This window comes from Achromobacter sp. 10T422 (assembly GCF_056394065.1).
Genome location: NZ_JBFTHD010000001.1, coordinates 610,035 through 632,124, shown reverse-complemented (window position 1 = coordinate 632,124; position 22,090 = coordinate 610,035). Strand labels below are relative to the sequence as shown.

The 22,090-nt window shown below is 64.5% G+C and carries 23 protein-coding genes; 13 read left to right on the top strand and 10 right to left on the bottom strand.

From position 1 onward, the window contains the following. Positions 1-61 precede the first annotated feature (61 nt). The 8 genes from AC1DB0_RS02655 (at position 62) to AC1DB0_RS02620 (ending at position 7,750) form a co-directional block, all read left to right on the top strand. On the top strand, positions 62-763 hold the full coding sequence (locus AC1DB0_RS02655) for a 4'-phosphopantetheinyl transferase family protein (RefSeq protein WP_156336740.1): 702 nt from the start codon (positions 62-64) through the stop codon (positions 761-763). 84 nt (positions 764-847) lie between these two features. Next, positions 848-2,140, top strand: coding sequence for a class I SAM-dependent methyltransferase (locus AC1DB0_RS02650; RefSeq protein ID WP_476756629.1), 1,293 nt, complete (start codon positions 848-850; stop codon positions 2,138-2,140). Positions 2,141-2,154: 14 nt separating this feature from the next. Continuing rightward, a complete protein-coding gene (locus AC1DB0_RS02645; protein ID WP_476756630.1) occupies positions 2,155-2,715 on the top strand; it encodes a DUF2878 domain-containing protein in 561 nt (186 codons plus the stop codon). Next, positions 2,712-3,533, top strand: a complete 822-nt coding sequence (locus tag AC1DB0_RS02640; protein WP_476756631.1) for a DUF1295 domain-containing protein — start codon at positions 2,712-2,714, stop codon at positions 3,531-3,533. Before AC1DB0_RS02645 ends, AC1DB0_RS02640 begins: the two co-directional genes overlap by 4 nt. Next, positions 3,530-4,612 (top strand): SAM-dependent methyltransferase, encoded by a 1,083-nt coding sequence (locus AC1DB0_RS02635; RefSeq protein WP_476756632.1) that lies wholly within the window; start codon positions 3,530-3,532, stop codon positions 4,610-4,612. The genes AC1DB0_RS02640 and AC1DB0_RS02635 overlap by 4 nt, the downstream gene beginning before the upstream one ends. A gap of 15 nt (positions 4,613-4,627) precedes the next feature. After that, entirely contained in the window at positions 4,628-5,176 is a 549-nt protein-coding gene (locus AC1DB0_RS02630; protein WP_175169224.1) for a lipocalin family protein, read from the top strand. Positions 5,177-5,425: 249 nt separating this feature from the next. Continuing rightward, positions 5,426-6,421, top strand: a complete 996-nt coding sequence (locus AC1DB0_RS02625) for a Bug family tripartite tricarboxylate transporter substrate binding protein (RefSeq protein ID WP_342065837.1) — start codon at positions 5,426-5,428, stop codon at positions 6,419-6,421. A gap of 33 nt (positions 6,422-6,454) precedes the next feature. Then, a complete protein-coding gene (locus AC1DB0_RS02620) occupies positions 6,455-7,750 on the top strand; it encodes an acyl-CoA thioester hydrolase/BAAT C-terminal domain-containing protein (protein ID WP_476756633.1) in 1,296 nt (431 codons plus the stop codon). A gap of 84 nt (positions 7,751-7,834) precedes the next feature. Here the strand turns inward: AC1DB0_RS02620 and AC1DB0_RS02615 are convergent, their stop codons facing one another. Further along, on the bottom strand, positions 7,835-9,136 hold the full coding sequence (locus tag AC1DB0_RS02615) for a UDP-N-acetylglucosamine 1-carboxyvinyltransferase (protein ID WP_054425311.1): 1,302 nt from the start codon (positions 9,134-9,136) through the stop codon (positions 7,835-7,837). 171 nt (positions 9,137-9,307) lie between these two features. Then, the gene (locus AC1DB0_RS02610) at positions 9,308-10,453 is read right to left on the bottom strand and encodes an MFS transporter (RefSeq protein ID WP_175169544.1); all 1,146 of its coding nucleotides are present in this window, start codon (positions 10,451-10,453) and stop codon (positions 9,308-9,310) included. Positions 10,454-10,781: 328 nt separating this feature from the next. Here AC1DB0_RS02610 and AC1DB0_RS02605 point away from each other — a divergent pair, with 328 nt between their 5' ends. Next, entirely contained in the window at positions 10,782-11,360 is a 579-nt protein-coding gene (locus AC1DB0_RS02605; RefSeq protein ID WP_476756634.1) for a TetR/AcrR family transcriptional regulator, read from the top strand. Positions 11,361-11,390: 30 nt separating this feature from the next. Here the strand turns inward: AC1DB0_RS02605 and AC1DB0_RS02600 are convergent, their stop codons facing one another. The 4 genes from AC1DB0_RS02600 to AC1DB0_RS02585 all read right to left on the bottom strand — a co-directional run bounded on the left by AC1DB0_RS02600 (position 11,391) and on the right by AC1DB0_RS02585 (position 15,610). After that, positions 11,391-13,475: a DUF4034 domain-containing protein gene (locus AC1DB0_RS02600; RefSeq protein WP_476756635.1), complete on the bottom strand. Its 2,085-nt coding sequence runs from the start codon at positions 13,473-13,475 to the stop codon at positions 11,391-11,393. 96 nt (positions 13,476-13,571) lie between these two features. Further along, complete coding sequence (locus AC1DB0_RS02595; protein WP_476756636.1) at positions 13,572-14,042, bottom strand: hypothetical protein; 471 nt, start codon at positions 14,040-14,042, stop codon at positions 13,572-13,574. 111 nt (positions 14,043-14,153) lie between these two features. Beyond that, positions 14,154-14,636, bottom strand: a complete 483-nt coding sequence (locus tag AC1DB0_RS02590; RefSeq protein WP_054425322.1) for a nucleoside deaminase — start codon at positions 14,634-14,636, stop codon at positions 14,154-14,156. After that, the gene (locus AC1DB0_RS02585; RefSeq protein ID WP_476756637.1) at positions 14,633-15,610 is read right to left on the bottom strand and encodes a GlxA family transcriptional regulator; all 978 of its coding nucleotides are present in this window, start codon (positions 15,608-15,610) and stop codon (positions 14,633-14,635) included. The genes AC1DB0_RS02590 and AC1DB0_RS02585 overlap by 4 nt, the downstream gene beginning before the upstream one ends. A 252-nt stretch (positions 15,611-15,862) precedes the next feature. On the opposite strand from AC1DB0_RS02585, the gene AC1DB0_RS02580 reads away from it, so the two are divergent. Further along, positions 15,863-16,474: a cysteine hydrolase family protein gene (locus AC1DB0_RS02580; protein WP_476756638.1), complete on the top strand. Its 612-nt coding sequence runs from the start codon at positions 15,863-15,865 to the stop codon at positions 16,472-16,474. 31 nt (positions 16,475-16,505) lie between these two features. Continuing rightward, on the top strand, positions 16,506-16,880 hold the full coding sequence (locus tag AC1DB0_RS02575) for a hypothetical protein (RefSeq protein WP_476756639.1): 375 nt from the start codon (positions 16,506-16,508) through the stop codon (positions 16,878-16,880). Positions 16,881-16,923: 43 nt separating this feature from the next. On the opposite strand, the gene AC1DB0_RS02570 is transcribed toward AC1DB0_RS02575, so the two are convergent. Then, complete coding sequence (locus AC1DB0_RS02570) at positions 16,924-17,487, bottom strand: hypothetical protein (RefSeq protein ID WP_476756640.1); 564 nt, start codon at positions 17,485-17,487, stop codon at positions 16,924-16,926. Positions 17,488-17,642: 155 nt separating this feature from the next. Between AC1DB0_RS02570 and AC1DB0_RS02565 the strand changes: the two genes are divergently transcribed. Then, positions 17,643-18,284: a glutathione S-transferase family protein gene (locus AC1DB0_RS02565; RefSeq protein ID WP_476756641.1), complete on the top strand. Its 642-nt coding sequence runs from the start codon at positions 17,643-17,645 to the stop codon at positions 18,282-18,284. 12 nt (positions 18,285-18,296) lie between these two features. On the opposite strand, the gene AC1DB0_RS02560 is transcribed toward AC1DB0_RS02565, so the two are convergent. Then, positions 18,297-18,890 (bottom strand): BPSL1445 family SYLF domain-containing lipoprotein, encoded by a 594-nt coding sequence (locus AC1DB0_RS02560; RefSeq protein WP_175169215.1) that lies wholly within the window; start codon positions 18,888-18,890, stop codon positions 18,297-18,299. Here AC1DB0_RS02560 and AC1DB0_RS02555 point away from each other — a divergent pair. Further along, a complete protein-coding gene (locus tag AC1DB0_RS02555; protein WP_476758591.1) occupies positions 18,883-19,317 on the top strand; it encodes a hypothetical protein in 435 nt (144 codons plus the stop codon). The two genes, AC1DB0_RS02560 and AC1DB0_RS02555, sit on opposite strands and share 8 nt — an antisense overlap. Positions 19,318-19,442: 125 nt before the next feature. Here AC1DB0_RS02555 and AC1DB0_RS02550 read toward each other — a convergent pair whose 3' ends face one another. Further along, positions 19,443-20,516: a Bug family tripartite tricarboxylate transporter substrate binding protein gene (locus AC1DB0_RS02550; RefSeq protein ID WP_476756642.1), complete on the bottom strand. Its 1,074-nt coding sequence runs from the start codon at positions 20,514-20,516 to the stop codon at positions 19,443-19,445. A gap of 75 nt (positions 20,517-20,591) precedes the next feature. After that, on the bottom strand, positions 20,592-21,821 hold the full coding sequence (locus AC1DB0_RS02545) for a CaiB/BaiF CoA transferase family protein (protein WP_476756643.1): 1,230 nt from the start codon (positions 21,819-21,821) through the stop codon (positions 20,592-20,594). Positions 21,822-22,090 lie beyond the last annotated feature (269 nt).

Sequence of the window (22,090 nt, the reverse complement as noted above, 5' to 3'; positions counted from 1 at the left end):
CGCCGCAATCGGGCATTATTTGCGACCACGGGTCGTGTTGACCAGCATAGAGGGGTAAGTCGTGCCGCAAGACATGCGCTTGGCGTTGGATGCACCAGACTGGATCTCGATGGCGCTGATACCGATTGCACAAGCACAGGCAAGCGATATTGCGCGTACCGATGCCGACGCCCGGCGTCTGGAAGCCGACATGCAGCCCATGGGCGCCAAACGGCGCGGCGAATTCCTGGCGGGCAGAGTGTGCGCGGCGCGCGCCCTGGAAGCCGCCGGCGCCGGGCGCATCGGCTACGTGCCGCGCGGCGAAGACAAGCTGCCCGTGTGGCCGGCAGGCTGGCACGGCAGCATCAGCCACAGCACGGCATGGGCGGCTGCGGCGGTGGCGGCGTCCCGCCATTGCGTGGCGCTGGGATTCGATATCCAGGAACGGGTCAGCCCGCGCGTCATGACCGAGGTCATGCCCTTGATCGCGAACACCGCCGAATTGGCCCGCGCCAGCCCTTACTTCGAACGCCGCAGCGCGCTGACGCTGTTGTTCTCCGCCAAGGAATCGCTCTACAAGGCGCTGCATCCGCTGGTGCGCACATTTCAGGATTTTGATGGCGCGGAATTGACGTCGATCACGCCCACCCGTTTGCAGCTGACCCTGACGCGCAGTTGGGGGCCGGGCGGCTGGGAGGCAGGGACGGCGGTGTGGATGCATTACACGTGGCAAGACGACCTGGTCGCCACCTTGTGTTGGCTGACCGGCAATCGCACGGTTTGATCTAGGGTTTTCCCTAGGCATCTGACGGGCGTCGGGCTTCGTATATGGCAGTGTCCCTGCCAGATATGCCGAGAGAAGCCCACTATGACGCCGCACTCTGCCTCTACGTCTTCCGAGCCCTATGCGCCCGAGCCCGCCGCGCCGCCGATGTCGTTTGCCGACCGCCTGCTGCGTCAGCACTTGCAGAGCCGCTTAGGCGATTTGCGAGGCGGATCGCTGACCATCGAAGACGCCATGGGCCAGATGCAGGCAGGCGTCACCGGCTCAGCCCAAACCCGCCACGTGCACTTGCGCGTGCGCGACCCGGCCTTTTACCGGGCGCTGGCGTGCAACGGCAGCGTGGGCGGCGGCGAGGCGTATGGCGACGGCCATTGGGAATGCGATGATCTGGTCGGCCTGATCCGCCTGCTGGTGCGCAACCGCGATTGGCTGGACAGCATGGAAACCGGCAGTGCGCGCCTGGGCGGCCTGGCTATGCGCGCGCTGCATGCGCTGCGCCGCAACACCCGCGCCGGCAGCCGCCGCAACATCGCCGCGCACTACGACCTGGGCAATGCGTTCTTCCAGCTTTTCCTGTCAGACGACATGATGTATTCGTCGGCCATGTGGGAAGGGGAGGACGACACGCTGGAGCAGGCGTCCACGCGCAAGCTGGATGTGATTTGCCGCAAGCTGGACTTGCAACCGGGTGATCACGTGGTCGAAATCGGTACCGGCTGGGGCGGCTTCGCGCTGCATGCCGCTCGCCATTACGGTTGCCGCGTCACCACCACCACGATTTCGCGCGAGCAGCATGCGCTGGCTTCTGAGCGCATCCGCCGCGCCGGGTTGCAGTTCCGGGTGGACGTGTTGCTACAGGACTATCGCGACCTGCATGGCCAGTTCGACAAGCTCGTCTCGATAGAAATGATCGAGGCCATCGGCGCGGCTTATCTGCCCACGTACTTCGCCAAAGTGGGTGAACTGCTCAAGCCGGCGGGCGTGGCGCTGATCCAGGCCATCACCATCGAAGACCACCGCTACGCGCAGGCGTTGAAAGCCGTGGACTTCATCAAGCGCCATGTCTTCCCGGGCAGCTTCATGCCGTCGATCCAGGCGATGCTTAACGCCAAAACGCGCGCCAGCGACCTGAGCCTGGTGCATCTGGAAGACTTCGGCCTGTCTTACGCGCGCACGCTGCAAGCGTGGCGCCAGCGCTTCATGGCGCGGCTTGACGCGGTGCGGGCGCAGGGGTTTGATGAACGCTTCATCCGCCTGTGGGAGTTCTACCTGGCCTACTGCGAAGGCGGATTTCGCGAACGCGCCATTGGCGTATCGCATCTGCTGCTGGCGCGCCCCGCAGCCATGCCCGGCGCGGCGCGCTGGACCGCCGGGTAGGCGAGGGAGTCCACATGACATTCTGGGCCAACCTCATCGGCTACCAGATCGTCTGGTTTGGCGCGGTGATCGGCGCCAGCCGGGGCAACCCGTGGTGGGGCGTCGCGCTGTCGGCGGGCTTCGTGCTGATCCAGGCCTGGGTGTCCGACAGCCGCCGCGCCGACTTGCGGCTGGTTGCCGTGGCGCTGTACTTGGGCATGGTGCTGGACGGTGTGCTGGCCGCCAGCGGCTGGGCGCTGTACGTCACGCCACGGCCCGCCTTGCCGATGGGGGGCGCACCCATCTGGATCTTGGCGCTCTGGGCTGCCTTCGCCATGACCTTCAACCATTCGCTGGCTTACCTGCGCGACCGCCCCGCGCTGGGCGCAGCGTTGGGGCTTGTTGGCGGGCCGCTGGCGTATTGGGGCGCCGCGCGAGGGTGGGGCGCGATGGTGTTTGTGCCGCCCGTCTGGCGCAGCCTGACGTGGCTGGTCATCGGCTGGGCGCTGGCGATGTGGGGGCTCTGCCGGCTGGCCCGGCGTTGGGAACGCAATTTGCGGAGGCCATCCGCTTCGATCACAGGGGGCGCAACATGAGCCCGGGTATGCAGATTCTGATGGTGGCGGTGATGGGGGTGGTGCTGATGGCTGCCGGGTGGCAGTGGCAGCGCCGCCATCGCAATGCCGGCATTGTCGATGTGATGTGGACGGCGGGTGTTGGGCTGGGCGCGGTGCTGACTGCGCTGACGGGGCCGGGCGCCATCATGCCAAGGCTGCTGCTGGCGGTGCTGGGCGGCGTGTGGGCGGGCCGGCTTGCGCTGCATATCTGGCGCCGAGTGCGGGACGGCGAAGAAGACGGCCGCTACCGCGCGCTGCGCGCCCACTGGAACGGCAGCCAAACCAAATTCGCGCTGTTTTTTCTGGCGCAGGCCGGCTTGATCGTGCTGTTCACCTTGCCCTTCATCGCGGTTGCCGCCAACCCGGTCCCCGGCATGACGCCGTGGTTGTGGCTGGGGCTGCTGATCTGGATTGTGGCGGTTGCTGGCGAATCGCTGGCTGACCGGCAACTGGCGGCCTTTCGCGCGGACGCGGCCAACGCCGGGCGCGTGTGCCAAGTGGGCTTGTGGCGCGTGTCCCGCCATCCCAACTACTTCTTCGAATGGCTCCACTGGTTCACCTACGTGGCGCTGGCCGTGGGCGCCAGCTTCGCGTGGCTGGCGTGGGTGGGGCCCGTCGTGATGTTCATCTTTCTGCGATGGATCAGTGGCATCCCCTACACCGAAGCGCAATCGCTGCGCACGCGCGGCGACGCCTACCGCGAGTATCAGCGCACGACGCCGATGCTGTTCCCCTGGTTTCCGAAACCGGCCTCCGCCGCCGGCTCCCCGCCACGCCATGCAAAGGGCAAATCATGAACACCGCCATTCTTAGCGACGTCCAACTTCCCTCGGATCGTCCTGCCCCGGGCTTGCTGGGCTGGGCCGAACGCGGATGGGTGCCCGATGCGCTGGTGCGCCAGGGCATCCGGCGCCTGTGCGCCGACCGGCTGCGCGACGAAAGGGCGGGCGGCCCGGCGGCGCAGGCAAGGCGCTATCAGCATTTGATGAACGAGCTGCAGGATAGCCCGCTGGCCATCCACACCGACGACGCCAACGCCCAGCACTACGAATTGCCTGCCGACTTTTTCAAGCTGTGCCTGGGCGGGCGCTTGAAGTATTCAGGCTGCTACTACGCCACCGGCCGCGAAACCCTGGACCAGGCCGAAGCCGCCATGCTGGAGCTGACCGGCATGCGCGCCGAACTGGCCGACGGCCAGCGCATTCTGGAGCTGGGCTGCGGCTGGGGCTCGCTGACGCTGTGGATGGCGGAACGCTATCCGAATGCGCGCATCACGGCCGTGTCCAATTCCGCGTCTCAGCGCCAGCACATCCAGCAGCAATGCCAACTGCGCGGCATGGGCAATGTGGACGTCATCACCTGCGACGTCAACACGCTGCAACTGCCGCCCGCGGAATTTGACCGCTGCGTGTCCGTCGAAATGTTCGAGCACATGCGCAACTATCAGGACCTGCTGGCGCGTATCGGCACGTGGCTGCGGCCCGCGGGCAAGCTGTTCGTACACATCTTTGCGCACCGCAGCCTGATGTACCCGTTCGAAACCGAGGGCGCCGACAACTGGCTGGGCCGGCACTTCTTCACGGGCGGCATCATGCCTGCGGCGGACACCTTGCTGTGGTTCCAGCGCGATCTGCACATCGAAGCGCGCTGGCTGATCGACGGCAGCCATTACGAACGCACGGCAAATCACTGGCTGGCGAACCAGGACGCCAACCGCGCCGCCGCCATGCAGGTGCTGGAGCACGCCTATGGCCCGGCGCTAGCGGCATTGTGGTTTCAGCGCTGGCGCATGTTCTGGATGGCGTGCGCCGAACTGTTTGGCTATGAACGCGGGCGGCAATGGATGGTCGCCCATTACCGCTTTACGCGGCCTTGATAAGAGAGGAATGCCATGCGCCACATCTTCCGAAGTTCTGCGTTGGCATTGGCGGCCGTGCTGGCCGGTTGCAGCAGCCCGCCGCCGATGCCGCCCGTGGCGCAGGTCGACATCCCGCGCTTCATGGGCGACTGGTACGTGATTGCCGGCATCCCCAGCTGGCCCGAACGCAAGTCATTCAATGCGGTGGAGTCGTACGCCTTGATGCCCGACGGCCGCATCCAGACCACCTTCCGCTACCGCCACGGCAGCTTTGACGCTGATGTGGAAACCATGCACCCGGTAGGCACCGTGCAGCCGGGCACGGGCAACGCCATCTGGGGCATGCAGTTCATCTGGCCGATTCAGGCGGAATACGTCATCGCTTATGTGGACGACGCCTATCAGCAAACCATCATCGGCCGCTCCAAGCGTGACTACGTGTGGATCATGGCGCGCACGCCCACGCTGCCTGAAGCCGATTACGCGCGTCTGGTCGCCAAGGTTGGCGAGCTGGGTTATGACACCAGCCAGCTGCGCGTGGTGCCGCAACAATGGCCGGAACCTGCGGCCCGCCCGCGCTAGTGATCGCATACCAAATACCACCCGGCGGAATTAACCTCGCCCCACGCGCATCACACGCCTGGGGCTCCCCCGGCGCACCGGGATATCCCTAGATAGCCCATCGGCGGTATTGCATACAACATACGGCCATTGTGACCGCTGCTGTTCGGCTGGCGGCCTGTGCGTCCTTCCCCGTTTCCTCGTCTTGCCACGCGGCGCTTGCCTGGGCGCGCGCGGGGCTGGTGCCTTTGCCCTTGCTCGGAGAGCCGTATGCGATTGTCCCGCCGTCACGCCCTGGGTGCGCTTGCCGCGCTGCCCCTGATGTCCCTGAGCTCGCGCCCGGTCTGGGCGCAGAACACCTTTCCGACCCGCCCCGTGCGCCTGCTGGTGGGCTTTGCCCCCGGCGGCCTGACCGACATCGCCGCGCGCGCCTTGGCCGAACGCATGGGCAAGACGCTCAAGCAGAACGTGGTTGTTGAAAACCGCCCGGGCGGGCAGGCCATCATCGCCACCGTGGCGGTGGCGCGTGCAGAGCCCGATGGCTATACGCTGGGCTTTGCCGGCACCAACGGCATGATCCTGAACCCCTTGCTCTACAACAATCTGCCGTACCAGCAGTCTGACTTCAAACAGCTGGGGTCGATGGGCAAGTCGCCCATGCTGCTGATCGTGCACCCGGACCTGGGCGTGAAGAACGTGCAGGAATTCATTGCGCTGGCCAAGAAGAAGCCGGGCGACATCACCTGCGCCCACGCGGGGCGCGGCGTCATCAATCACCTGGCGCTGCTGCACTTTCAATCCAAGACGGGCACGCAATTCCAGGACGTGCCCTACAAAGGCAGCGGCCCCGCGCTGCTGGACCTGATGGCCGGCACGGTGCAAAGCACGTTCGACTTTCCGACTTCCGCGCTGCCCAACATCAAGGCGGGCAAGTTGCAGGTGCTGGCCGTGACGGCCGACAAGCGCCTGTCCAGCCTGCCCGACGTGCCCACCATGAAGGAAGCGGGCGTCGACGGCTTCGAGCTGTACACGCGCATGATGATCTCTGGCCCCGCCGCCATGCCCGCGAACGTGGTGGCCGTGCTGGAAAACGCCGTGCGCGAAGGCACGAGCGACCCCGGCCTGATCCAGCAATTCGCGGAGCAGGGCGTGGCCGTGGAATTCACGTCGTCGGCCGATCTGGACAAAGTCATCGCCGATGAGTCCGCCATGTGGGCGCAGGTCATCAAGGCCAATGGCGTGCCCAAGACCGATCTGAAAGCCTAACGCCACCGTCAAGGACACCTTCAAGGACACCCCGTGACTGAACAAGCCCGCATCACCGTCACCCCCGAATTCGCCCTGATCGACGTCGCACGCGAGATCCGCATCGACGGCTTTCCGGCCTATGCCTTCATCACCGTTACCGCCAGCATGCAGATGTGCGGCGCGCCGTGGCGCTCGCAGGCCGTGTTCGTGGCCGGCTTCGATGGCAGCCTGGACTTGGGGCGCGACAGCCCCGTGTCGGGCAGCTACGCCGAGCCCTCGGCCATGGGCATTGTGTGGTCCATGGTCTGCGAAGACATGAGCCGCGTGGTGTTCCCGCCCGACCGCACCGAGCCGCTGGTGATTCAGATCGAAGCCACCGATGGCGTGCGCCACGCGTCGGCGCGGCTGGTGCAAGACTTTCTGGAAGACGGCGTCACGCACCGCGCAGTCCGCGAAACCGTGGGCGGCATGACGGTGTCGGGCGAGCTCTATACGCCCGCCGGCCCCGGCCCGCATCCGCTCGTGATCTACATGAATGGCTCGTCGGGCGGCGTCAACGCGCCGCGCGCCGCGCTCTTTGCCGCGCGCGGCTTCCAGTGCCTGGCGCTGGCCATCTTCAATTACGAAGGCCGGCCCAAGTACTTGAACGACATGCCGCTGGAATATTTCGAGCACGCGCTGCGCTGGGCGCACGACACGCTGGCGCCGCGCGACGGCTTTGTGGCGCTGTCGGGCATCAGCCGTGGCGGGGAAACGTCGCTGCTGGTGGCCTCGCACTATCCCGATCTGGTCAGCGCGGTGGTGGCCTATGTGCCGTCGCCCGTCATGCACGGCGTTGTCAGCGCCGGTTCACCCGGCACCGGCCGCAATGCCCAGGTTTGGACCAAGGGCGGCGAACCCTTGCCGCATCTATGGGAAAACAACGTCAGCGCTGATTGGGAAGCCGCCTACGCCTCCGAGCCGCCGTATCGGCAGACGCACGCGTTCTTAAGCGCCACGCGCGATAGCGCTGCGTTCGAGCGCGCGCGGATTCCGGTGGAAAACTATCCGGGCCCGGTCATGCTGGTCAGTGCGTCAGACGACGGCTTCTGGCCCAGCACTGCGTATTCGGAAATTGTGATGCGCCAACGCCAGGCGCACGGTCTGCCCACGTTTCATCACGTCTGCATGGGGGCGGGGCACCACGTGCATTACCCCTACCTGCCGGCCACGCTGATCAGCAAACCGCATGCAATGTCGGGCTTGCTGCTGGATGCGGGCGGCACGCCGGCCGCGAATGCGGCGGGCAATGAAGGCTCGTATGTGGCTGTGCTGGAATTTTTGGGGCGGGCGGCAGGCAAGGCGTAAGCCGTTGCGTTCCCGCCGCAGCCGCGGCCAAGCGCGCCTATCCGGTGGCAGGCCCGCCACCGGTTGCCGCGCGCTATCGCAGGCTTATTCTTCGCTGGTCCATTCCACCTGCACGCCCAGGCTGCGCAGGTTTTCCACAAACTGGGGATGGGCGCGGCGAATCGGCGTGGCGTTGCGGATTTCCGAGCGGCCCTTGATGCTGCTGGCCACCATGAACAGCGCGATCGCCACGCGGATGATGTAGGGGCTTTCAACCACGGCGGGCGTGAGCGGCATGCCGCCAAACGTCACCACGCGGTGCGGGTCGGACGAGAATACGTGCGCGCCGAACTTCGACAGTTCGCCCGTCCAGCCCAGCGCGCCGTCATAGACCTTGTTCCAGAACATCGCGTTGCCCTCGGCGCACACGCCCAGCGCAATGAAAATCGGCAGCAGGTCCACGGGAAAGTACGGCCACGGCGCGGCTTCGACCTTGGTCAGCACATTGCTGGTGAAGGGCGTTTGTACCTTCAGTGGGCCGGAACGCAGCGCGCGCGACCAGCCGTCCTTGTGCTCGATCTGCACGCCGAACTTGGCGAACGTGCGGTCGATCAGCGGGAAGTTGCCCGGCGTGCGGTTGCGCACCACGACGTCGCCGCCCGTGATGGCGCCCAACGCCAGAAAGGTCGTGATCTCGTGGAAGTCTTCTTCAAAAGTGAAATCGCCGCCGGTCAACGTGGCGCCGCCGCGCACCGTCAGGCGCGACGTGCCGATGCCGTCGATATCTGCGCCCATCATCACCATGAAGCGGCAGAACTCCTGCACGTGCGGCTCGGACGCAGCGTTGGTCAACGACGATTCGCCAACGGCTGCCGCCGCGCACAGCACGAAGTTCTCGGTGGTGGTGACCGACGCGTAGTCCAGCCAGTGGTGCGTCGCTTTCAGCGGGCCGCTGCTGCGCACCAGCAGGGAACCGCTGGCGCGTTCCACTTCGCCGCCGAACGAGCGGAAGATGTCCACGTGCGGATCAATCTCGCGCACGCCCAGCGTGCAACCCTTCACGTTGTCTTCCAGTCGCGCCACGCCAAAGCGCGCCAGCAGCGGCGGCACCAGCATGATCGACGAACGCATCTCTTCCGGCAGCCGGTGCGACGTGGCGTCGAACGTGGTGTGGCGGTGATGCAGGTTCAGCGTGCGCGTGGTTTCGTCCAGCTTCACGTCGCTGCCCAGCGTGCGGAAGATGTCGAGAATCTTGCGGACATCGGTAATGTCCGGCACGCCGTGCAGCGTCAGGGGCTGGTCGGTCAGCAACGTGGCGCACAAGATCGGCAGCACGGCGTTCTTGTTGGCCGAAGGAATGACGCGGCCACGCAAAGGCGTGCCACCGTGGACGATGAGGTTGGACATGGGTGAGGCGGCGGGGAAGGGGTTTTGTAGCGAGGAGTGGCGGGAATTGTACTGTTGTCGCCATAGGGCGGCCGGCCAGCCCGGTGATGAAACGTTTCAAACTGCAAATTGACGTGGCCGCCCTGGGTGGAATCCTCCTCGGGCGTACCCCCTACGCCCTGTAGCGCGGGGTCAATGCCCCACCACGGCCAGCCCCGAGCTCCGTAATCCGGGCCGGAACGCATGCGCGTGCGCCGACCACGCCATGACGAACGCCAGGGCGACCAGCACGACCAGCGCCCACGGAAAGGCCCCAACGCCCCAGGCCTCAAGCAGCATGCCGCCCGCCACCCCGGCGCCGGCGATTGCGCCATTCCACGCCACCACGTTCATGGACAGCGCCACATCTGCGCCGCTGCCGGCCGCATCGGCCAACGCGGTTTGCAGCAAGGTGGCGGCCCCGCCGAAGCTCACGCCCCAGACCGCCACGCCCAGATAGATCACGGTGGGGTTGGCAGGCGCCAGGGCGAAGACCAGCGCCGTGACGGCGAAGGCGGCCAGGCTCGCCAGCACCGTCACGCGCAAATGGCGGTCGACCAATCTGCCGGTGATCCAGATGCCAGCAAGCGCCGCCGTGCCAAACACCAGCAACACCAGGTCCACCCGTTCAGACAGGCCGGCAGGGGCGACAAAGGGCGCGATATACGTGTACAGAATGTTGTGCGCCAGCATCCATGCCACCACCACCGCCAGCACGGGCCGCACACCCGGCGTCGTGAACACCCGGCGCAGCGGCATGCGTTCATGGGCGGACTGCCCCGGGTAATCAGGCACCTTGGCCAGCACCCAGACGATCAGCGCGAGCGTCAGCGCCGACATGATCCAGAACGCGACGCGCCATCCCACCGTAGCGCCCAGCAAGGTGCCTAGCGGCACACCCAGAGACAGCGCGATCGGCGTGCCCACCATCGCCAACGCCATCGCCCGCCCTTGTTGCCAGGGGGCGACCATGCGCCGCGCGTAGCCCGCCAGCAGGCTCCAAGCCAGCCCCGCCGCCATGCCCGCGAAGAAGCGCGCCACCAGGGTCAGCCCATAGTTCGTTGACAGCGCCGTGGCGGAATTGAAGAGTAGAAAGCCGATGATCGTCATCAGCAACACGTTGCGGCGGCGCCAGCCGCGGGTGGCGATCGTGAGCGGAATGGCCGCCAGTAAAGAGCCCAGCGCATAAGCGGTGACGGTCTGCCCGGCCAGCGCCTGGCTGACGTCCAGCCCGGCGCTGATCTGGGGCAACAGCCCCGCGGGCAGGGTTTCGGTGACGATGCAAAGAAAGCCGGTCATGGCCAGCGCCAGCAGCCCGGAGACAGGCAGGCGGTCAGACGCGGGCTGCCCGGTTGAAGTCGTTGAGTGATTCACGCAAAAGTCCTTTTGTAGAGAGTGCCGGATCGATATCTGCGGCGGGCCGGGCGCGGGGGACGGGCGCCATGGGGGCCACGATTGAGGGCCGCTAGTTATATACCGATCGGTATAAATGTAGGCGCGCAGCTTTCGCGTTGTCAACGACTTTTGTATCGATTAGTATTGATGTCGCGTTCGAAAAAGGGAGACTGCTATGGCGCAAATGGGCAGGCCGCGCGCGTTTGACCGCGATCAAGCGGTCGAACAGGCGATGCATTTATTTTGGGAACAGGGCTATGAATCAACGTCGCTCAGCCAGTTGAAGGCCGGCATTGGCGGCGGCATTTCAGCGCCCAGTTTTTATGCGGCGTTCGGGTCGAAAGAGGCGCTGTATGCCGAAGCCGTTCAACGCTATCTGGACACCTACGCCCGCGTGAACGACAGCCTGTGGGACGACAACACCCCGCCCAAAGCCGCCATAGAACTGGCGCTGCGCCGGTCGGCGAAGATGCAGTGCGAACGCACGCATCCTAAAGGCTGCATGGTGGCGCTGGGCGTCATGAGCGCGCCCACCCCAGAACATGCCGACGTCGCCAAGCCCTTGGCGGCATCGCGCCAGCGCACGCATTCGGGCTTCATCCGCTGCGTGGAGCGCGGCATCGCCAGCGGCGAGCTTGCCGCAACCACAGACGCCAAAGTGCTGGGCACCTTGTTCAACAGCTTTCTGTTGGGCGTGTCGCTCGCGGCGCGGGACGGCGTGCGTTACCCGGTGTTCGACGCCGCGATCACGCAGCTGATGCTGCAATGGGACGCGGCGAGCGTGGGCAATCAAACCAAGACAGCAAGCTGAGACAGCAAGCTAAGACAGCCCCGCAGTGTCTCAGACGTCCGTTTCGCCGCGGCCAAACGTCAGCTCGCGTCCGCGCCCATCCACTCGCAGGCGGGCCTGTTCCATGCGCCGCCGCAAACGCCAGCCGCCGAACCAGCCGCTGTCGTTATTGATTTCGCCGCTTAGTCGCTGCAAGTATTCGTCTTCGGGCGATAGCGCGCAGGCGCGCGCAATCCACACCTTGGCCAGATACGCATTGGGCTCGCAACCGCGCCCTTCCATGAACGCGATGGCGTAGCTGCGTGCGGCGGTTTCGCGGTCGCCGTCATCGCTTTGGTCCCACATCCAGGGCAGCACGCGGTCGAGCGCCGCGCGCTGGTCCTCATCTGACCCGCTGTGCATCAGCATCAGCCAGCTCAGGTTGCGGGCGGCCATGGCTTCCATGCGGGAACCGCGATCGGCCACGCGCCAGTTGTTTTCCAGCCAGAGCCGGTAGGTCTGGTATTCGCCTTGGGCAAGGTCGCGGCCTTCGTCGATGGCGGCATAGGCCAAATTGTTGCGGGCCACCAGATGGCCGGCTTCGGCGGCACGTGTGAGCCAATCGCGCGCGGCGGTCTTGTCGATACCCGCGTAGTCGACGTCGATCTTGCCTGCATACAGCTCGCTTAGCGACATCAGCGCATCCGACCGTTCGCGCGCGGCGCCTTCCTGCCACAAGAACATCGCGGCCTCAGGCGACACGTCGCCCCACAGGTTGCGGCCCAGCTGCGGCAGGTTGAACGAGCGGTCCTTGCCGTCCAGCGCGAAGCCGCGTTCCAGCAGCGCTTGCGTATCAAGCTCGCCGGTCTGCAAACCGAACAGGCCGAACTGGCTGCCCACCGCCGCCAGCAGCACGGCTTCCACATCGTCGCCCCAGCGCGCGCCGCGCAGCAGAATCTGCCGGAACAGGCCGTGCGTGTCGGGCATGCCCTTGAACCACAGGCACGCTTGCAAGGTGAACACCGTGCCGGGGTAGGCCTCGTCCGATAGGTCGATATCCGCAGGCGCCACGGCGCAGGCCTGCGCCAGCAGGTCGTAAGCGTGTTGCAGCAGCGCGGCGTCCCAATGCACGTCACCGTCATCATCGACATGGCGGGCGCGCATGGTTTCAAAGTTGGCGTAATGGCACAGGGCCACGGCGCGCTGCTCGGCGGAAAGCTGCAAAGTCAGCCATTGCTCGAACGCGTCGCGAAACGCGGCGTTCTGCGCGTCGTCGTCCACGTCCGGATAGAAGGCGGAGCAGCCCAGGTAATCGAATTCTTTGTGGAACCGCAGTTCATCGCGCTCGGCGTCGGTCAAACCGGCGCATACGGGGCCGTTGATGAACGCGTCCATCTCGTCGTGGCTGCCGCCCCAGCGCGGATACAGGAAGTACAGGTACGTGGTGAGCACGCCCACATCATTGGGGCGCAAGGCTAACGAGGTCCGCAGCCAATAGGTTTTTGGATCGTCGCTGTCGCCCGTCTGGCGCGCGGGCAGGCCGGCGGGCAAGGACGCGGGCAGCTCGGCCAGGCCCATGCCGCTGTGTTCGGCGAGTAGGCTCAAGCCTTGTTCCCAGACCTCGGCGGGCCAGCGTGCCTGCAACGCATCGTGCGAAGCCGGCGCGCCGGCGGCCAGCGCCGCCAGCCATTCCGGTTCGCCCAGGTAGGCGCAGACGCGCATGGTTCTCTGCACGGCCACCACGGGCCGCTCATGCAGTGCCATCGCTTGCAGGAAGGCCCCGACGGCATGGTCGCGCGCCATCATTGCGCCGGCCCATTGCTCATCGTCCACGTAGTCGGCGGTGTTGCTGCTGCGGATGTTGCCGGCAATGGTCTCCCACTGGTTGCCGTAGGCAAGATGCGCGTGATACGACGCAGGCCGCGCCTCGCGCCACGCGCGCAGGCGGGCAAGATTTTCTGCCGCTGACAGTTGCGGGTCGCTGATCTGGTCCAACAACCACCGATATCCGAACGATTCGCCTTTGCTATCCAGCCACCGCAGCGCGGCGGGTTCCAGGATGGCGTCCAGTTCATCAAACTGGCCGCTTTGCAGCCGCTGCCGAAGTTCCGCGCGGCGCGCAAGATGGGTATCGATCGTGTCGGGGGATGAAGTCATTCGCTACGCAGGTGGGTTCAGGAAAAGGCGAACCCACGCCGGCAGCGCAGGGCGCATGCGGGGGCCGCATTCTTATTACAACGGCAGATTGGCGGATTAGTTAAGGACGGGGTCTTTTGACGCCGGGTGCTTACGCACCAGCACCGTGCCCAAAATCGCCAGCACCAGCCCGCCGCCGACATAGGGCAGACCAAAAATAAGCGCCCAGAAGAAGAGGGCGGTGTTGGCGTCGCGGGTGTCTGCGGCGCTGGTGGCGTGTGCGCCAACGTCCATCGTCAGCAGCGTGGCGGGAATCGTCAGCACCATGGCGGCGCCCAGCGCCACACAACCCCAGCCGATCAGGCGGCGCAGGTTGGCAATGCGCGCCAGCAGGACGCTGGCGATGACGGTGACGACGAGCCAGATGACGAGTCCGGCAACGATCATCGTGTCCGGGTCGCCTGACGTGGCGGCTTGCTCGCGGGGGCTTAGGGCCAGGATTACCGGCAGCAGCACGCCGTAGCTGACTCTGCCGATGAGCAATCCCAAGACGATGCTGACAATCCATTTGACGGTGTTTGAGGGCATGCCGAAGGTCCTGGCCGTTAGGCGGTTTGTCCATTGGGCGATTGAGCCGTTTGGACGCTTAGCCATTAATCAAGTAGTGATCTTGCACCGGGAAAAATAACACGGCATCGCCTACGCCCGGCGGCGCACGTTCTCCTGGTGCAGCAGCTTGATCTGCTCCGCAAACTCCGGCACCGGGCCGTCTACGGTTGCGCCATCAATCACGTCTTGAATCGCCAACGGTTTTACGCGCGATGGCGCGACGCCCCATTCGCGCATCCACTGCGCATACTGCTTTGACGACGCCGCATACACGATGCGGCCCAAGCCCACCCAGCCATGCGCCGCCGAACACATCGCGCAGTGCTCGCCGGAGGTATACACGGTGCACGATGCGCGCTCGGCTTGCGGCACATTGTTGGCCGCCCAGCGCGCGATTTCGAATTCCGGATGCTGCGTGTGGTCTCCACCCGAGACGTGGTTGTGGTCTTCGAACAGGACCTCGCCCGTCGCGGACACCAGCACGGAACCGAAGGGCTGGTCGCCCAGCTCCAACGCGCGCTTGGCCAGGTCCACGCAACGGGCCAGGTGTTTCTTGTCCAGGTCATTGATCATGCGGTGTCTCCTTGTAGGGTTGTGGCGCTTGCGCAGAATTGCTTGCGGTAGGCCGACGGTGAAATCGCAAAGGCATGGGTGAAGTGTTGGCGAAACGATACCGAAGATCCGAACCCTACGTCTTCGGCGATGCGGTCGACGGCAAGCCGACCGGTTTCCAGCAGGCGTTGCGCGGCGGCCAGCCGGTGGTTCAACAGCCATTCGGACACGGTGGCGCCTGTCTTCGCCTTGAAGTGGCGGGTGAATGTGCGCCGGCTCATGCCGGTTTTCTCCGCCAACAGGTCCAGCGACAGCGGCAGCCGCAGGTTTTCGATGGCCCAGTCCAGCGTGGCGCTGAGCTTGTCCGAGCCGCTGCGTTCGGGCAGCGGTTGCTCGATGTATTGCGCCTGTCCGCCGTGCCGGTGCGGCGCAACCACCATGCGGCGGGCGATGCGGTTGGCCACTTCCGCGCCATGATCGCGGCGCAGCAGATGCAGGCAGCAGTCAATGGCGGCGGCGGTGCCGGCGGAGGTCAGGATGTCGCCATCGTCGATGTACAACGATTTGCGGTCCAGCTTGACCTTGGGATAGCGGCGTTCGAAGTCGTCGCCCCAGACCCAATGCGTGGCGGCCGTGCGCCCGTCCAGCAAGCCGGCTTCAGCCAACACAAAGGTGCCCAGGCACAGCCCCGCGATGCGCGCGCCCCGGGCGTGCGCGGCGCGCAAGGCCCGCAACAGGGCAGGGGAGGCGGCGGCTTCGGGGTCGGTCCAGGCGGGCATGATGACGGTGTCGGCCTGGGCTAGCACCGACAGATCATGTTCGACTTCGATCTTGAAGCCTGACAGGGTGGCAATCAGCCCGGCCTTTTCTGCGCAGATCAGCAAGCGATAGCGCGGCACGCCCAGCCGCGCCAGATCGTCGCCAAACACCATGCAAGGCACGGACAGGTGAAAGGGGCTGATGTCTTCGAAGGCGATGACGGCGACGGTGTGCATGGCGGGCGTGCGGATTGGGCTATGGATGGCCAGGGAGTATGGACCAGAACAAACGGCCCCGAGCTAAAGGTCCAGAACAAACGGGCCAACAAAAGGGCCAACAAAAGGGCCAACAAAAGGGCCAACAAAAGGGCCAACAAACGGGCCATAAGTTGGCCCGATTCTAGCAATAGTTGTCCATCGGGCCACTATCAAGAAACCCGCATCGGCGTGACACTGGGTGTTCTTTCCCCAACCGACAAGAGACAAGCCATGAGCCATCCCACCATTCGCACCCTGGCCGGCGCCACCGCCCCGGCATCGCTCGATGTGTCCAGCACCGCCTTGCTGGTTATCGATTTCCAGAACGAATACTTCAGCGGCAAGCTGCCCATCCCCGCCGGCAAGACGGCATTGGGCAACGCGCAACGCCTGATCGCGCACGCCGACGCGGCCAAGATCCCGGTTTTCCACGTGCAGCACGTCACGCCCGCCGGCGCGCCGGTGTTCGCCGATCAAAGCCAGACCGGCGAGTTCCATCCCGAATTGCAACCGGCCACGCACCACAACGTGGTCCGCAAAACATCAGTCAGCGTGTTCCCCACCACAGACCTGGACCAGCAATTGAAAGCCGCCGGCGTCAAAACGCTGGTCATCACCGGCCTGATGACGCACGCCTGCGTCGCCGGCGCCGCCCGCGACGCCGTGCCGCTGGGCTATGACGTGATCGTGGCCGAAGACGCCTGCGCCACCCGCGACCTGGACCGCGCCGACGGCAGCGTCGTCAGCCACGACAACCTGCACCGCGCAGCACTCGTCAGCATCGAAGACACGTTCGGCGATGTGATGACGACCGAGCAGGTGTTGAAGCTGCGGGTGGTGTAAATGGGCAAGGCAAGAGCCGTCCGGCGAAGTCATGCGCGGTTCGCCGGACGCTCGTTGCCTGGCCGGGACTTCGTCTGATTTCGAGCCTGGAAGCGATTTTGATATAGCACTGGGTGCTATGTTTGCAGCGCATGGCACAAGCGGCGTTTTACGCCAGATCTGCCAATCGAATGTCCTGGAGAGTCTTGAATTGACCAACGATGCCGCCGTCCGTCCGTTTCATTCCTCGTCGTTTGCGGCATCTGAGACGGCGAAACGGAATGTCAATAAGCCACGGGGTGAAGCGACGGTTAACGATTTGCCTGCCCTGGCGGCCATCCACCGCATTGCCCGGGCTTTGTGCGAGGTTGGCGGGATCGGTCAGAAAACGATGCGTGAATACGACGATCTGTGTACACGTGCTTAAGGCCCCGCCATGCGGGGCCTTAACGTATGCAACCCATCACGGATCAATAAAAAATATCCACGTAATCCGTCAGACGATCGCAGCTTTCCATCTGCTGCAGGCGCCAGTATTTGCGTTTGCCGGTGGCGCGGAATTCGTAGTCGCCGGTGCGTTCGCAGCGGCGGCCTTTGTCCGGGGCGTCCAGAATCAGGATGGTGCCGCGGAAGATGAAGCGGTCGCTGTCGATCGAGACGATTTCACCGTTGATCTTCAGCGTGCCTTCGAAGTTGGCCTGCTCGCCATCGATGCGAACGACGTCATTCACGTCCTTGGCGTTCAGCTTGCCGCGCTGGGCGGACCACAGCCATTGCACCGTGACGCCGCTGTTGTTCAGCAGGCGTTCGTAGGCGGCCTGGTTCTTGATTTCGGTTTTTTGCACCGGGACCAGCGCCGTGGGGCTGTTTTGCTGGACGGGGGAATGCGCCCGCAGCGAGCCGTCCTTCTGCGCGGCGATGATCGGCGAGGCCGAGGCAAGAGCAAGGCCGAACATCAGCGGAACCAGCCGGGAAATGCGCGGCGTTTTCTTGGGCGTAGTCGTATCGCGATCAGGCGTCATGTGCAGGGTCATGAATGAAGTGGCTAAGGACAGCGCCGCCGTCGTACGAGGGCAGCTACGGGCGCATAAAATAGCACGCAGCTTGCATCCAATTAATGCCGGTTTTCGGTGTTATGTATCCATCGGTTAACCGATGGCGTCGCCGGGCCGCTAAACCAGGAGTCCGAATGTTGATCGTCCATCATCTGGGAAAATCACAATCCGAGCGCATCGTCTGGCTGTGCGAAGAACTCGCCATCCCCTACGAGCTGAAGGTCTACGACCGGGACCCGGTCACGCGCTTGGCGCCGGTTGAATACAAGACGCTGCATCCGCTAGGCACCGCGCCGATCATCACCGATGGCGATATCGTGCTGGCGGAGTCCACCGCTATCGTTGAGTACATTCTGGCGAAGTACGGCAACGGCAGCCTGACGGTGCCCGCCACCGACGCGGCGTTTGCCGACTATCTTTATTGGTTCCATTTCGCCAACGGCTCGCTGCAACCGAGCCTGATGCGCTGCATGGTGCTGTCGCGCGCCGAGGTGGCTGACGACAAGCCGACCATGCAGTTCGCCCAGGCGCGGCGCAAGCAGGCGTTGAGCCTGATCGACACGCAGTTGGGTAAAACGGATTATCTGGCCGGCAACGCGCTGACCGCCGCCGACATCATCGCGGTGTTCTCGCTGACGACGATGCGGATGTTCTATTCGTTCGATCTGTCGCCTTACCCGAATATCCTGGCGTATCTTCAGCGCATCGGCGCCCGTGATGCGTATCGCCGGGCCATGAAGAAAGGCGACCCGGACATGACGCCGATGCTGACCTGAAGCGAGGGCGGGCTACAGCACCAGCGGCGAGATCTTGTTGCCGTCGATCGACACACCCGCCATCAACCCACTGTTGTTCATGACGAAGCTCACGATGGGTTGTTGAACGGAGTTGGAATCGATGGCGCCGTTGGCGCCGATCGTTGCAACGGCCACGGTGGCGTCGGCGCCGATCGTCCAGCCGCTGCTGGCGCGGAACTTGGCCAATGCTTCATCCGTCATGAACAACAACACCATGGCCTTGGACTGGGCGCCCGCCTGAAAGCCGATGGAGCCCCCCGAGATGCTGTAGTAGCTGGTGTCTTGGCCATTCACCCGCAGTACGCCAGACCCGGATTGGCCACCCACGATGAAGCTGGCGCTGAGCACTGACGGAAACACCAGCACGCCGCGCGCGCGTTGAACCAACTGCTTGGACTGGGGAGAGGCTTCGTAAAGCCGGGTCAAGGTGGCGTTGGTGGCGGCGTTAATTTCCTGGCGCTTTTCAGCTTGAGTGGCCGTCGATTTGGACCCACTCGTCGTGCAACCGGCGAACAGCACGCTCGACACGCCCAACGCTACTGCCGCCAGAGTGGTCCTACGCCATGTTGAAGGGATCTTGTTCATAAGCGTTTCCTTTTGGATGCAGACGGATCTTTTGGATGGGTCATGCCCGGGCGGCACGCCCTGCAAAGCAGATTACTCTCGTTGGCGCGCATTGGCGCAACCTTCTTTGCGCATCGGGGTAAAAATCTGGTGGCGTGAGGCGGTTTACTATCGCGCCATGTTCTTGTTCATCTTGTTCTGGATCGTGCTGGCCCTGGTGGTGGGCGTATTGGCAGTCGGCCGGGGGCGCAAGGGATTTGGCTGGACGATACTGGCCTGCCTGATCAGCCCGCCGCTTGCCGCTGCGTTTTTGTTCGCCATTGCCGACCGGTCGCCCCACGCCCGCGAGCCGGTTCCCCCGACGCATCTGGTCTGCCTGCACTGCGACGGGCGCATCTTGCGCGATGCTCGCGTGTGCCGGCATTGCGGAGCCGATGTCGCCGCATGACAGGCTGACCGCCTGACTACAGGACGGGCAAATCGCCGGACCGCCGGAGCGCCAGATCGCCGGACCGCCAAACCGCCAGAGCGCCAAACCGCCAGAGCGCCAAACCGCCCCACGGACGCTCCCGCCTATTCGAGCTTGATGTTCGCCTTGCGCGCCACCTCGCGCCAGCGTTGCAGATCCGTCCGCAATTCCGCCGTGAACTGGGCGGGCGAATCCAGCACCGGTTCCACCCCGCGCGACACCAGCGCCTGGCGCGCGTCGGGCGTGCTCAAACCCTTGCGCAACGCGTCGTAGAGGCGGTTTGTCAGCTCGGCGCTTAAATTGGGCGGGGCCAGCACGCCAAACCAGGTGGTGGTCTGGAACCCCGGCACGCCGGCCTCTTGCACGGTCGGAATATCGGTTGCGGTGCCGGAGCGCACGGCGCTGGTCACGGCCAGCGCCCGCACCTGACCGCTTTGAATCAAGGGCAGCGACGAAGGCAGGGTGTCGAAATAGGCATCGACGCGTCCGCCGATGAGATCGGTCATGACCTGGCTGCTGCCTTTGTAAGGCACATGCTGGAAGTTTGATACGCCGGACGATTGCACGAACAGCTCGGCGGCCATGTGGGTGATGTTGCCGATGCCGGCGGAGCCATACGGAATGGGCGTCTTGCTGGCCTTGGCGTAGCGCAGGAATTCATCCAGCGTTTTGACGGGCAGCTTGGGGTTCACGACCAGCACCAGCGGGGTGTAGCCCACTTCGGTGATKGGCGTGAAATCGCGTTGCGGGTCATACGGCAGCTTGGGCGATAGCGCAGGGCTGATGGATTGCGACGCCGTTACGCCCAGCAGCAGCGTGTAGCCATCGGCGGGCGCGCGCGCCACTTCAGCGGCAGCGATGATGCCATTGGCGCCCGCCTTGTTATCGACCACGACGCTGGCGTTCAGCGCTTCACCCAGCCGTTGCGCGACCTGTCGCGCCACGAAATCCGCACCGCCGCCCGGCGGAAATCCCACGATCAGCCGGATCGGTTTGTCGGGATATCCCGTCGCAGAGCCGGCCAAGGCCGACGCCGGCGCCGCGCAAAGCACGGCCGCACCCATCACGGCCACGCCCATCATTGCCGCAGACGTTATTGCTGCAGACGCCATTCCCGCAGACGTCATTGCCCCAGCCCTGGCCTTGATCAGGCCCGACATCATGTTGAGCTGTTTCACTTGCAGTCTCCTTGATTTATTGTCGGGCGATCTGTGCGCCCTTGTTTTGGTATTTGTGCCTGAACAACTGGTGCTTTATGCCTGCCGCCGTACCGGCGCCCACGCAAAATCGCCCGAACGAATCGCGGATACTGCGCCGCTTTCCATCAAGGCCTCGCATTCATCCGGCGACAAGCCTGCCGCCTGCAATACGTCCAGCGTGTGCTCTCCCAAATCAGGCGGGGGCAGCGTCTGCACCCCGTCATCATTCGCATGCAAACGCGGAAACTCCGGCACATCGAACGCCAGATCGCGATAGCGCACGCTGCGCAGCGTGCCTGCCTGCCGCGCCTGTTCGGCATCCAGCACGCGTTCCAGCGGCAACACTTCCGTGCAGCCCACCCCCGCCGCTTTCAAGCGTGCAACCAGGTCGTCAAAGCGATGCGCGCCCACCGCTGCCTTGACGATTTCCTCCACCTGTTCGCGCGCCTTCTTCCGGTCTTTCAACGACGCAAGCGACGCATCGGCCGCCTGTGGCAGCGCCAATGCCTGGCAGAACTTCAGCCAGTGTGCGTCCGTCAGCATCAGCAGGTACATCCAGCGTTCGTCCGAGGTCAGGTACGCACCATACCCCGGCATGCTGAATTCCCCATGCGGTTCGCGTTCGGGGCGGCCCAGCAGTTGCGTCTTCAGTTGCACGCCGACAAGATCGCGTGACGCCACGTGCAAACCGGTTTCATACAAGCCGATTTCGACGTGTCCGCCATCTGTAGCGGTCTGGGGTTGCAGCAAAGACGCCAGGATGCCAATGACGGCATACGCGCCCGCAAACTGGTCGTGATACGACGGCCCCAAGCGGCTGGGGCGGCCATTGATGCGGTTGGCTTCCATCACGCCGGTGGACGCTTCGGCCACGGGGTTCGAGGCCAGATCGTCCGCCTGCGGGCCATCGGCATAGCCGCGGATGTGGCAGTAGATCAGCCGGGGGTTGACGGCCTGGCAGTCCGCGCGCGTCAGCTTCAGTTTGCGCGCCGCCTTGGGCGCCAGGTTATGAACCAGCGCGTCGGCCGTTTCCAGCATCTTCAGGAACGCGGCATGGCCGTCGGGGTGGGCCAGGTCGATGCACACGCTTTTCTTGCCGTGGCTGTACGCAATGAACGTGCCACTGGGGCCGCCGCGCACCAGGCTGCGGGTGGGGTCGCCGCGCGGGGGTTCCACCTTGATTACCTCGGCGCCCAGCTGCGCCAGGATGTGCGAGGCAAAGGGCGCGGCCAGCATGGTGCCCAGTTCAATGACCTTGCGGCCGGAAAGCGGTGCGTTCGGCATGATGTCTCCTGGCTGTTTTCTTAAAAGAATGCATTCTATATGGGTAAGGATTGCGCAGAGATAGTCTTTTTCCTAGGGAAAGCCCGTATTTTGCGCGTCAGTTAAAAATATAGAATGCATTCTTAGTCGCGCATCAGACAGCGGCCGTCGAAGAACAACCAGGAGACATCACCGTGCTCAGAAGGACATTTCTTTCCGGCTGTGCTGCGGCAGCCTCGATCTCGCTTCCAGGCTGGGCGCGCGCGCAATCCGTTTCTCCAGGCATCGAC